Below are 14,544 nucleotides of genomic sequence, written 5' to 3'. Positions count from 1 at the left end.
CCTGCAAAGCCTGCTCTGCTATCTCAACATCAAAGCTCCCTTCTACACGCAACGCTATCGGCATGTTGTACTCTGGACTGCCGCCTTCCAACTGGTCGATAAACCATAAACGTTGTTGCGCAAAGGAGCACACAAAGTCTCGCTCTTCATCCCTTAACGCCGTCACCGCTGGACGCACACGACCACTTTCCAACAACGACACTCTCTGCGCCAAATCTTTTAACATCGGTGACTCAAACACCGCCTTCACATGACTCTCTACACCCAGCTCCGCTCGCATCTCCGATACCAGGCGCACCGCCAACAACGAATGACCACCCAGCTCAAAGAAATTCGACAACGCACTGATGCTTGATAATTCTCGCTTCAACAACACCGACCATAAGCGCGCCAATCCCTCTTCCCAATATCCCGATGGCGCTACATACGACGCTTCACTCGCTCCCGACTCTAAACGCGATAACGCCCGCTTATCCACCTTCCCATTCGCCGTTAACGGAAACGCCGACAACAACACAAACACCGAAGGCATCATATAATCCGGCAAACACTGCTCTAAACCCGACTTCAGTTGCGCCAACGCCGAGTCGCTATCCACGCCGTCTTCCAATACCACATAGGCGCGTAACACTTTATCTCCTGAGCCCGCGCCTTCAGCCAACACCACCGCACTCTTCACGCCCGGCTGTTGCAATACCTGATGCTGAACTTCACCCAACTCAATACGGAAACCCCGTACCTTAACCTGGTCGTCTTCTCGTCCTAGATACGCCAAAGCACCGTTCGGTAAATAACGAACCACATCACCCGTTCGATACAAACGTCCCGCTCCAAAAGGATTCTCTATAAAACGCTCTGCGGTAAGCTCATCACGGTTACGATAACCAGCGGCCACACCGGCACCGCCAAGATACAATTCGCCCACACTACCAAAGGGCAACAACTCTTGATGATTGCCAAGTACATATCCCTGGCTATGGCTTACTACCTGCCCAATGACAGGCACATCTTCCAGGCACTCAGCAAACACCGCATAAGTCGAATAGGTTGTGTCTTCCGTTGGGCCATATAAATTTATAACTTGTTCACAGGTTCCTGCATCTAGCAATCCATTTACTAACTCGGCACTTAATGCTTCCCCTGCCAAATTGATCGCTTTTACTCCTGGCGGAATCGCATCAGCATCAAGCAAACTTTTTATTGCCGAAGGTACGGTGTTGATAAGAGTCACTGCTACGGAATCGTCTAGCAAGCTTAAAGCGTCATCCACTAACACACATTGATGGCCAAGACTTAGCGGCACAAATAATTCGAATACTGATAAATCAAAATTCAGTGATGTGCTTGCCAATACACGCGCCAGAATGTCAGCGGAATACGAAGCCTTTGCCCAAGACAATAATGCCAGTGTATTTCGGTGACGAATTTCAACACCTTTGGGTTGTCCTGTTGAACCCGAGGTATAGATTACATAAGCAAGACCGTCACCTTCTAACTCAAGCTCATCAATCGGTAAGTTCTTGTCACTTTGCTCTGCCAGTACCGCAGATAAAGCATCCAATACAAGAGTCTCTATGGCGACATCATTCCAGCTCTTTGCCACTGATCTATCAGTTATTAATAAAGCCAGCCCAGCATCTTCGGCTAAGAATGACAAACGCTCTGCAGGATATTTAGGATCGAGTGGCACATAAACACAGCCCGCCTTTAGTGTTGCTAATACAGCAATCACCATGTCTAATGAGCGCGACATGCTTATTCCGACTCGCGCCCCTGTCTCAATCGACTTTTGCTCTCGCAAATAATGCGCAAGTTGATTCGCGCGCGTATTTAAAGCCTGATAAGTCAGATGATCTTCACCATATATCACAGCGACAGCATCTGGTTGTTGCGCAGCTTGTTCTTCTAATCCCTGATGAATCACCTCATAAGGCAGCATCTCGCCCGATGCTGGCTGCAGCTCTTCCAGTAAGTACTTTTGTTCTTCATTCGATAACATCGGCCAATGTGGCATAGCCGTATCAGGGAGCGTTACAACATGAGCTAACAAACCTTCGAAGTGGGCTTGCATACGACGAATCATCGGCTCACTGAAAATAGAGTCGTCATACACCCAGGCCAGGAATAATCCTTGCTCGGTTTCTTGTGCAATCAGCTCAAGATCAAACTTGGCAACAACCGCAGCATAAGGCATTTGTGAGAAAGATAATCCATCGAGTGCCAAAGGTGCTGAATCGCCAATATTCATGGTGAGCATAATTTGAAACAACGGAGAGTGTTGCGTACTTCGTGTTACCTGACAGCGCTCAACTAAAAGTTCAAAAGGAACGTCCTGGTTTGCTTGTGCATCCAGATTAACTTGTTTAACGTGTGCAAGGTAATCACCAAAGTCCTTATGATCGGTAGATGTTCGCAATACTAACGTATTGACAAAAAAGCCAATAAGAGACTCTAGTTCTGACTGTGCTCGATTGGCGATGGGTGTGCCTATTACCCAGTCATGGTTGTTGCCATGACGACTTAGTACCAACCCCAATACTGCATGCAACAGCACAAACAAAGACACTTGATGTTGAGCAGCGAGTTGTTGTAGTTGTTGACTCAACTCTAACGAAAGCCGGCCAGATATCATTTTTCCACTGTGTGACTTTTGTTGTGGTCGAGGTGCACATAAAGGCAAGCTATGCACCACGGGTGCATTTTCTAATTGTGACTCCCAATAGCTAAGTTGCTGTTCTAAAGCCTCACCACTTAACCACTCTCTCTGCCAGTGAGCATAGTCTAAATACTGAATGGGCAATGGTGGCAACGAGAAGCTTTTGCCCTGTTTTAACGCTTCGTAATAGGCAACAAATTCTTTAACTAATACACCAAATGACCAACCATCTGAAGCAATATGATGCATGTTAAACAACAAAATGCCTTCGTTGTGAGAGTTTGTTGTTCCGATGCGAATATAAGAAGCACGAATCGCCAGATCTTGCTGCAAGTTGAAGGGATGATGATTATCTTCATCAATTAATTGATAAACTTGCTGTTGTTGAGTCTCTTCGTTCACATTACGCAGATCATGAACAGCCAAAGTAAAATGAAAGTCCGAACTCACCCTTTGCACAGCAACGCCATTCTCATCGAAATACTGTGTGCGCAAAATCTCATGGCGCTGGATAATTTGATTAATAGCCGTTTCGGCTAACTCAGGCTCAAAAGTACCTTCAACTTTGAAAGCAGCAGCAATATTATATTCTGGCGTACCTTGTTGTAAATTATCAATAAACCACAACCGCATTTGAGAATAAGAGAGGGCCCCTTCCTTTTCGCCTCTTGCTTCAATAGAGAAGTGACTGGCATCAACTTCTTGTCGTTTTACATCAATGTGCTCAGCTTGTTGACACAATACAGGACGTTCAAATACTTCTTTTAAGGTAAGTGCTACTCGAAAACGAGTATTGACTTCCATTAACAATCGCGTCAATAGCAAAGAATGCCCGCCAAGAGCAAAAAAGTTTGCATGGCGAGAAATGCTACTTAAATCAACTTGCAGCAACTCACTCCATATTTTGATGAGTTGAGTTTCAGTATCTGACACCGGTGCTTCGATGTCTTCAGCATTAACAGAAACCTTAGGCTCAGGCAGCGCTTTACGATCAATTTTTCCATTCAAAGTTTGAGGCAATGTAGTCATCACTTCAAAAAACGTCGGAATCATGTGTTCTGGCAGGCTAGAAGCTAAATGTGCTTTCATATCGACCACCAGATCTTTTGAATCAAGATCCGATTGTACATAAGCTACCAGAGACGCATCATCGGCTGTTCGCTTATGCAGAACAACAGCAGCGAGATCAACGCCTTTAACCTGTGACAAAACGGCTTCAATTTCTCCTAGCTCAATACGAAAGCCGCGTAGTTTTATTTGGCTATCCATACGACCAAGAAACTTAAGCTTGCCCGTTGACGTCCATAACGCTAAATCACCCGTTGCATACATTCGCTCGCTAGCGCTGTGGATGTCTTCAACAAATTTTTCCTGACTTAATTCAGTGCGATTCAAATAGCCTCGAGAAATTGCAGAGCCGGCAATAAAAAGCTGCCCTTTGGCACCAATAGGTACTCGACGTCGCTTTTCATCCAATACATATGTACGGTAATTATTGATGGGATTGCCGATATGAATGCTGTCACTACCAGGGTCAACTTTATCGCAAGTTGACCAAACCGTAGCCTCGGTTGGCCCGTACATGTTAAATATTTCTGCCTGAGTGGTCTCAGCTAGCGTTTGAACCAAGTTATGAGGTAATGCTTCTCCACCTAAAAATATTTTCTTTAAACTACGGAGTTGATCCGGCTTTGCTTGTTGGACCAACTGCATTAATGCAAACGAAGGCGTACACTGGATATGAGAAATATGGTGCAGGTCAATTTGTTCAGCAATCGATAGATAACTCGAAAGTTGGCTAGACTCTTGAGCCGACAAAGCCGAGAGCTTTTGATCATTCGCAATAACCGTTGAAAACCCGTAGCACAAGGTACCAAGTATTTCGAGCACCGATATATCAAAGGAAATGCCCGTAACGGCCAACCACTTGCCAACGGTTGAGTCATCAAATGCAAATGCCATAGCTTGTAAAAAGGTCATTACATTTTGATGAGAAATAGACACACCTTTTGGCACTCCCGTAGAGCCCGATGTGTATATTACATAGGCCAGACTGTCTGGCACACACGTACTTTGGGAGATGTACGATTTATCAAAGGAAGCTAGCGCATCAAAGGTACAATCCTCTTGCGTTAGGATGACTGCGGCACCACTATCCTTACGCATAGCATCCAGTCGAGCCTCTGGATAGCCTATTTCAAGAGGTAAATATGCAGCTCCTGATTTTAGTACTCCCAAGATCGCAACGACCATCTCTAAACTTCTAGGAATACTTATTCCAACGATAGCCTCTTCACCAAGTTGGCATTGAGCCAAATGGTGCGCCATCTGATTCGAACGTTCATCAAGCTCCTTATAACTTAGACTTGACTCACCATAAATCAAAGCAACGCGGTCAGGGTTCTGTTGTACCTGTCGATCAAAGACATATAACAAGGTCTTACCTGAATTTTGAACAACTTCTTCTCCAGCTTCCCACTCAATAATTGATGCGAACTCTTGACCTGGCAGCAACTCAAAATCACTTAAAGGCTGTTCGATGTTATGACAAACCTGCTCCAATAAGAATGTAAATGACTTTGCAAAACGCTCAATCGTTGAGCGAGCAAATAGTGCTTTGACAAATCGCCACTCTAAAGTTAACTGCCCATTGCTTTCCTTTGCCGCTAACTCTAAATCAAACTTAGCGTTATTTATTTCTGAGGAAATATTGTTAACCTCAACACTCGGCAATTTAATATCAGCAGACTCTTGGCTATGCAATGTCAACAAAATTTGGAACAGTGGAGAATGAGCAAGACTTCGTTCTGGTTGTAACTTATCAACTAGAACTTCAAATGGAACATCCTGGTTAGAGAAGGCATCTAATACAGTACTTTTGTTATTTTGTAAAAACTGACTAAAAGTGAGATGATTTTCAACATCACTTCTTAAAACTAAGGTGTTGGCAAAAAAGCCTATCAGAGCTTCTAGTTCTCGTTGTGAACGCCCTGCTACTGGTGTACCAATCGCAATGTCTTGCTCTCCGCTCCAACGACTTATCAACAATGAAAAAACACTATGAAGTAACATAAACAGTGTTGTATCCTGCTGCTGACAAACCTGCTTAAGAGATTGCAGGGAGTCAGCAGAAACCTCCACCGATAACGACTCACCCGAAAAAGACTGTTCCTGTGGTCGAGAGTAATCGGTAGGCAGGCCATGCAAAGGAGGTAAGTCAGCAAGTTTCTTTAACCAATAATGAACTTGATGATCTAAGTGCTCTCTGTTTTCATGCAGCCAGTAGGCATAATCTAAATACTCTATTGGCAGTTCCGTTAATGTAGGAGCTCTTTGTTCAATGCCAGATTGATAGAGCTCAACAAATTCACGAATAAAGAGTCCAATAGACCAGCCATCACAAGCTATATGATGAATAGTCAACTGAACTACATGATGCTGCTCTCCTAGCTTGATTAATAGAGCCCTCAACATCACATCTTGCGAGAGGTTAAAAGGTTTGCAAGCTTCTTCTTCTATCGCTTCTCTAACGCGCAAACTAGTTATATCACAAGCGTTTTGACTCAAATCCAGATGTTGCAACTGAAAATCGATACTTTCTTGAACGTACTGGCGTTGTTCAGACTTACCATATATCGTTCTAAGCGGCTGATGTCGCTGAATAATAGTGGCTAATGTTCTGTTAAGCAGATCGACATTTAAATTCCCTTTTAGCTCTAACGTTAAGGGCATATTATATTGATGACTTTCAGCTTCGAGTTGATCGACAAACCACAATCGATTTTGAGTAAATGACAGTGGTCCTGATAGTTTATTCAAGCGAGTTATAGGCGAGGCTTTAGGGCCACTATCTTGCTGCTCAAGAAAATCAATTAACGCTTGTTTGTTTGCCTTTAGCTGCTCAATTAAATCTTCACTCGGAAAGTCGTCAAACATGACATCTAACTGTCCTTCAACCACTTCTAAATGAACTGATTGTTCGGCACACGCTTGTAATATTTCTTTAATTTGCATAAGTTAGATCCGTTTATAAAGTCACTTTGTTTTTCAGCTTTTGTTCTTCAAATACTAAGAATTCGGTCGCACCATTTGCAGAGTTAATCACCGAAGAAGTACTTTTGTCCCTTACACCCCGTAAAAAGCTTCCGCCGTAGGTTCCACCCAACGAAAAAACACCCCACACCATGCGGAAGGCGCCTGCTCCTTCGATAGAATCAGCACTGACAACCAAGTCTGGAGCGCAGTACGCTTGATAAAGCCAGTCATTATCGAGCTGGCTATTCACAACTTCTTCCCATTCTTCTTGAGTACTTGATCGCCCAACGACTACATCGAAGCCTTGAGCTGAATGAGATTTCTTTAAAACTAACTGCTCTTTCTTTAGCACCACCAGATCAGATACCTGATAACGCTCGCCTTGCCATATAACAGATTCACTACCTACTTTCGCAGTCCAAGGCACATGTCGGTTAATAAGCGAAATTTCTTCTGCTGTCATCTCTTGCTGCACAAAGTCTTCATGCAATAAAGCAAAAATCAACTTGTTTCCCATTAGCGTATGATTGGCGTCATCGGGATGATAGAAATGTCCAAGTGACGATGCCGCTTGAATATGGTTATAAAGTTTCTCCGACATGTCTTCACTGTTTTCTATTGATAACATCAATGTATCCATTTCCATGCCATCAAAACGAATATAGCCGTCTACAGTGACGTCAAGATCATCGATATTAGCCATAAAGAAAACATCCCCCTTTGCAAAATAAGAGGGTCTAACATTTTCGTAAACACCACGGAAAGCTCGCTGCATTTTCTCGAGCTCGTCTTCAGCGATACCAGGAACAAAAAACAAGATATTGCCTGTTGCCGAATCACCTTTCTTACGATTAATTGATTGAATCAACCATTTGAAAAGGCTTTCGCAAACAGGGTGATGACGTAAATTCCAATCTTTTGAGTCAGAAAAATCTTGCAATGAAGACAACACTTCTCTTTGTAGCCAGTCCATCTGCCATCCACCTAAAGAAGCCCCGCAATTCAACTCAAGAAGTTTAAAGTCGCCTTGCTCTACGATAGCATCGTATCGAATAGGGATATCATTAGCATTAAGTTCATACTGAGCAAAAAACTCAAAGATAATAGGAGGCACGTTTAAATAGTCGCAAAAGTTATCTCGGCCTCTAGAGTGCAGAATTTTGAGCGCTTTAAAGAAAATGGCAGGAAAAGATCGAACCATATCTTTCATTTTATTCAAGAAAGATTCGTCGACTATGCACGGCCAAGGACTAACCACATGGCTATCATTATAATTGTGCATAAACACATCAATACGCTCTGAACGATAATTGAAAGGTTTATTTGCAGTGCTCTCGTGATTAACCAAAAGCCCCGCTAGCTTCTCATATAACTTAGAATAGTGACCATTATTCTTTTCAATACCTTCTTGATACATTTTTTACTCCCAAAATAAAAACACTAGAGTGATATTTTGTTCTTCTTTTCTTTTTTATCTGTCACTCTATTTAGCAATACTTTTTGCTCAATTAACTGCGCAACCTCTTTCACACTATGACGCTCAAAAAAGTCACGATAATCTAACTCGATATCAAAAGACTCTTTAACCATCGAAAAGAACCTCGTAACCAATAAAGAATGACCTCCGATATCAAAAAAAGCATCTGAAACACAAATATCTTGCGTTTCTAACAACATCTTCCACATGTCAATAACAGCTTGCTCATATTCATTAGCAGGAGCAATTAACTCACGAGGTTTCCCTATTTGAACTTTCGACCTTAACTGCTTATGGTCGACCTTCCCGTTTCCAGTCAATGGAATATCATTCAATAAAATGATATCTGCTGGAATCATATAACTCATAAGAGACTGGCGAAGGTGGCTTTTGATCAATGAAATGTCTATAGACTTATTGTCTTTTGTTGATACAAAGGCAATAATTTGTTCATCAGAATGTTCTTTCTTGATTGCATCAACAACAACTTTTTCGACACCATCAATATTTAAAATTGCGCGCTCAATTTCTGCAGGTTCGATACGAAAGCCACGGATCTTAATTTGTCTATCCATTCGTCCCATACACACGATATCGCCATTAGCGAGATAATACCCAAGATCACCCGTCAAGTAGATTCGATCTCGCACATCGCCGGTATATGGGTTAGTGATGAATTTAACTGAAGTCCGTGTAGCGTCGTTATGATATCCCAGTGTTAAAAACGGGCTTCTAATCCCTATCTGCCCTAGCTCTCCGATAGAACAAGTATTCAAGTCATCACTTAGAATAACGGCTTGAACATCAGCGACACCGGTACCAACAGGCACGGTAGAAAGCTCTAAATCGCGCTCACTTTTAACATGACAATAACTAACAGCACGGCTGGTTTCTGTAGAGCCATATACGTTGATGATATCAACTCGAGGAGCTAAGTTTTTAAGCCGCTTTACATGCTCAACCACCAAGGGCTCTCCAGAGAAAAAGATATGCTGAAGATCAGGCAAGCTTTGAATAGATTCCGATAATATAAAACGAGACAAGCTGGGCGTTAGATGAAGGCTCGTTATTTCTTTTTCTTGTACCCAATGACCCAACACCCCGGGTTGATAATCAGCATCACCAGGGATAAAAAGCGAGGCGCCTATGGATAGCGGTGTAAAAATGTCGCGTTGCAAAGGGTCATGCATTAGACCTGATAACATGCCAAACCTGGAACATTCATCAAGCTTAAAGGTTTGTGCCATCCAGGGTGTGTAGGCTGTCAACGAACCATGACAACCTCGAATCACTTTAGGCTGACCTTCCGTTCCAGACGTGAAAGTAAGGTAAGCGACATCAAGAGGATCGACAGAAAGCTCCAAAGCATCAAGATCGGAGAAGTCATCAAAGTTATGATGACAAATATTTATTACACAACATCGATTCTCTTCGACCCAGTTATTAATGGCAATAGATTGAATGGAGCTTTCATCTAATGTCATCAAAAAACAAGGTTCTGTCACATCAAGCTGATATGTCAATCGGGATGCAGGTGAATCTTCAGTTACTAAAACGTATGCTCCACCAGACTTAAATACTGCAAGCATGGCAACAACCAGCCAGTCGTTTCGCTTCGCTACAATCGCTACGACATCGCCTTTTTTTAGCCCTAACTCTTTCAGTCGCTTTGCATAACCATCAGATATTTTATCAAGCTGTTGATAAGTCCAGTTCCTCTGACTACTAGACAATGCAACCTGCTCAGGACTGCTGGAGGCATGCTGTCTGAAGCACTCATGAACGGGTCCAGGCCAACTCATGCTCAATGATTGGTTTAAACGAGGTAGGCAATCGACAATGGGTGCTAATTCATTAACATTCTGCTGTGCAGTTCCATTAAGATCGTACTGAGAACAAGGCAAAGATTCATCTAGAGCAATGCCTTCAATTAAACGAATGTATTGACTTACCATTAGCTTTATTGCACTGCGACTGTATTTTGATAAGTCGAAATGGAACTTCAGCTCAACTTCGTCATGACTATCATCAATATAAAGGGTCAATTCAAATTTGCTGTCGATCTCTGGCGCATATTCATACTCCGCCTTAAGGCGCGAGTTCTCCATTTCTATCTGTGGAATATTAAGGAAGTTAATAAACACCTGAAAAAGTGGTGTTGAATCGCTACGTTCCACTTCGACTTCTTGCAAGATGTGCTCAAATGGAACATCTTGATTCGACAGCACATTGGCTACATTATCAATCTGCTGTTTAAAATACCCTACAAACGATTGGGAACTATCAACCTGGCTTCTAATTGGAAGATTGTTAAGAAAAACACCCAACATATCTTCCGTTCCAGGAATATTTCTACCCGCAACGGGGGCACCAATAATTAAATCTTTTTCGCCTGTTAGTCGAGATAGCAACAAAGAAAATGATGACTGAAAAAAGTTAAATAGACTGCCTTGATATTGGCGTGACAGTAGTCTAATTTGGTGCGATAAGTCTGAAGGCAACTTATACACAACCTCATTAGATACATTCTCTTTCTCCCAGTTTTTTGCAGAGACAGGAAACAAAGAAAGTTTCTGCTGAGCACCGTCAAGATAAGATATCCAGAAGTCTTTCTGTTCTTGGTAGTGGTGAGTCTTAAAGAATTCTTGTTGCCATATAGAATAGTCAAAAAAGTCTAACTGGTGTTCATTTTCCTTAGGGATAGACTCTATATTTTCATAACGAGAAAATAGTTGGTTAACAAATAAAGAGAGAGACCAGCCATCAGCAATCAAATGATGGAAACTAAGATAAAGCATCCACTCTTGGTCTGATAGTTTTATAACCATAACTCTGAGAAGCAGGTCATTTTTTAGATCAAAATGCTTTACACTATGTTCATGGCCAATTGCTCTCGCTTCCAACTCTTGTTTATCAGTATTAAAGCTTGATAAATCATGAAAGCTAATATCAAGACTCTCTGCATGATGTGTTGACTGAAAAACATCATCTCCCAACTGTGCCACTTTAGCTTTTAACACTCGATGTTCTCTAAATAGCGAGTTAACCGCTAACTGAAGATGCTCAAAGTTTAACTCTCCTCGGACCCTGACACCTCCAGAAATGTTATGAGCATTCGAATCTTTATTGAGTTGCTCAGCGAACCATATCCGAAACTGCGTTGTCGACAATGTTACCTGTTCAACGCTTGTTGTTTTCTCTATCGGTGCAAAAGCGCGACCATGGGTACCTTGAATACATCGAGCTATTGCTCTGATCGTCATATCCTTGAACACATCTCTAGATGACAGTTGGCTATCAAAGGTATGTGCAATGGCTTCGATCATCCGAGGAATCAGCAGTGAATGCCCTCCCATTTCGAAAAAATGAGTATTCACACAGACCTGCTCTTTTGACATCGTGAGCAAATCAGCCCAGATATCGCGCAATTTCTCTTCTAACGAGCTGCCAGGCTCCTCTATGCTCTCTGCATCCAGAGTTAAATCCGGTTTAGGCAATGCGCCCCAATCAATTTTTCCATTTGTTGTTAATGGGAAGTTATCTATCACTACAAACGCTTGCGGACGCATATACTCAGGCAAAAGTTCTTTAACTTTTTGTTTAACCTTACCGAGAGTATCACTAACTTCCAGTGAGTCGTCAGCCAACACTAAGTATGCCGCCAGATAGGGTTCGTTCGTTATGTGATAACAACATCGAATAGCAGCCAGCTTAACGTCTGCTAGCTCAATGATTACAGTCTCAATTTCTGCGGGTTCTATTCGATAGCCACGAATCTTTATTTGCTCATCTATTCGACCAGCAAAAACCAGCTCGCCAGTCGGTAATCGATAAGCCAGATCACCAGAGCGATATAGCTTTCCGTTGCCGTAAGGATTGTTTATAAACGCTTTACTGGTAATATCTTCTTTGTTCAGATAATGGGACGCGAGTGGACCACCAATATAGATTTCACCAGTCATACCAATTGGGGCCATACTCTGGTTTTCATCAAGTAAATAGACGGATCGATTCTTTAATGGCTTGCCAATACGGACACAATGGCCATCAAACTCAGAAATTTCCTGAATAAGTGAGGTAATAACCGCCTCGGTAGGGCCATAAGCATTATATAATTTGCAGTGCTGAGATGCGCCTTGGCTAAACCACTCGTTAACTACGCCATGGCTTAACGCTTCTCCGCCCACAACAACACGACCTAAACTCAACTCTGACCAAAGCTGTTTATCACTGTGTTTTAATAATAAAGATAAGTAAGCCGGGGTTAAGTCAGTAATCGACACATTGTGTTGTCGAACATATTGAATGAAAGCATCGGGAGCTATCAGTTGATCGCTGGATAAAACAACAGCAGCACCAGAAAATAAGCAAGCCAGAGTTTGCTCGAGGAAGGTATCAAAACTGTATGCATTCAATTGCAAAGAAACATCATGCTCATCAATGCTCAAATAATCGATAATGCTTTCGATATGCTTTACTATAGCTTGCTGTTCGACAGCAACACCTTTTGGTTTTCCTGTTGAGCCAGATGTATAAATAACATAGGCGATGGCTTCTTCGTGTCCATAACAGATAGAAGCTAAATCTGCACTAATAGGCGCTTGAGACTCTGCTTGAGAATCCCAACATAGTTGAGCCACGCTCTGCTCTGCTATCTTACCGCTTGTCATGGATGAGGTAAGTACTAAAGCCACGTTGGCATCAGATAATATGTATTTAACACGTTCTTCTGGTGCAGAAGGGTCAATGGGTACAAAAACCAGTCCAGATCGTTGTGACGCAAGAAGTGTAACAAGAAGATCGGTGGAGCGCTCCATACATACAGCAAGTGATGCGCCTACTGGTAAATTCAACTTATGCGTCAAATGCTCAGATAAAGTCGTAACTTTATGTATTAGATCAACGTAAGAAAGGACCTTGTGTTCACAAATTGCTGCTGTCCTATCTAAATGCAAAGTGGCCGTTTTATAAAACGCGCCATAAACGCCTTGATTAGCACAGTGTACTTTTTGCTCAACTGGATAATTAGAAAAATTGAGCAACTGTTCATGCTCTTGTTCTGATAACAATGAAATCTTATCTATCGGAAGATGGGCATCCGTTAACATCTGTTCGAACAACCACGACATGCGTTGACAAAACCAGTTGATCTCTTTTGCGCAAAACATGCTTGTTTGGTAATCAATTAGGATATCAGTGCAATCTGTACCAGCACTGTCCCAAATGGTAAAAGTAAAAGGAGTTCGCTCATGGAAATGCGAAAGGTAATGCAGCTCAGTGGATTCAGAGTCAAACTCAATATCATTGCCAAGTTTTAAATAATTGAAGTCGACGTCAAACGGAGCCTTTTGTGATTCAGCAATCTTTAACTTACGTAGCAACTCACCTATTGGATAACGTTGGTGACGATAAATCTGCTTTTGTTGACGAGCAACCTCCGCTATGAGACAGCTTAAAGTCATTTCGCTTCGAATATTACCAGCGAAGGCATTGATTCCAGTAAAGACGCCAATGGTATGCTTTTCTTTGGCTGTACGGCGATTATGAACAGGCAGCCCAATAGTTAGCTGACTACGATGATAACCACGATAAAAGTAGATAAGAAGAGCAGCCAAATAAACTTGGCTTTCTGCGACACCATGAACTTCTGCTAACTGAGTAACTCGTCTTTTATCGCTGGATGATAAATGCCAAGTTTTCCTTTCGCTTTTCTTTCCTACACTTTTGTCCTCAAAACGATGATAGCGATTACCAAACATCCCCGAAGAAATTTTTTGGATGTGTTCTTCCCAAAATGCTTTATCTTTTCTATAACGCTCACTCTCAAGATATTCTGTTTCTTTAACAACAATTTCATGCCATTTTAAACTTGCTTTATCTGTTGTCTCTCCACGATATAATTGTCCAATCACCTGAGCCCAGTTATAAAAGCCCACACCATCCATAATGATATGGTGCGCAATGCCGACATATCGATATCCCTGAGTCCCCAAGTCGAGGAGAAAAGCTTTAAACAGCGCCTCTCCATCGACATCAATAACCTGACAAAATAAATTTTCCAACCAATTATCAGCATACTGTTCTGGCTCTTTCATTGAAGAAAAGTCGAGCACTTCTAGTTCTGAGTTACGTTCCTTACTGATATATTGCGATACGACGCCAGACTCAACTTTCAACCGAACACCAAAGGCATCATAAGTTTCTACTAACTGTTTGTGAGCATTACATAATTTGTGAATATCTACCTTGCTAATTTGAATATACCCGCCTACATTATAAAAGGGCTGCTCCAAACTTTTTATTTGATCAAAGTATATATCTTGTTGGGTAAGAGTTAATGCGCTATCAATATCAGAATGCTCTACTAACATGTCAT

At 42.1% G+C, this 14,544-nt stretch carries 3 protein-coding genes; all 3 read right to left on the bottom strand.

The features are described 5' to 3' along the window. The coding region (locus tag NH399_RS21285) for a non-ribosomal peptide synthetase (RefSeq protein WP_253043222.1) at nt 1-6,670 on the bottom strand (6,670 nt) is incomplete at its 3' end. Nucleotides 6,671-6,683: 13 nt separating this feature from the next. Next, nucleotides 6,684-8,108, bottom strand: coding sequence for a hypothetical protein (locus tag NH399_RS21280; RefSeq protein ID WP_253043221.1), 1,425 nt, complete (start codon nt 8,106-8,108; stop codon nt 6,684-6,686). Nucleotides 8,109-8,131: 23 nt separating this feature from the next. After that, complete coding sequence (locus NH399_RS21275; RefSeq protein ID WP_253043220.1) at nt 8,132-14,539, bottom strand: non-ribosomal peptide synthetase; 6,408 nt, start codon at nt 14,537-14,539, stop codon at nt 8,132-8,134. Nucleotides 14,540-14,544: the final 5 nt, after the last annotated feature.

The organism is Pleionea sp. CnH1-48 (assembly GCF_024124665.1).
Classification (GTDB): Bacteria; Pseudomonadota; Gammaproteobacteria; order Enterobacterales; family Kangiellaceae; genus JAMXSB01.
This window is presented reverse-complemented; position numbering and strand designations above follow the sequence as displayed.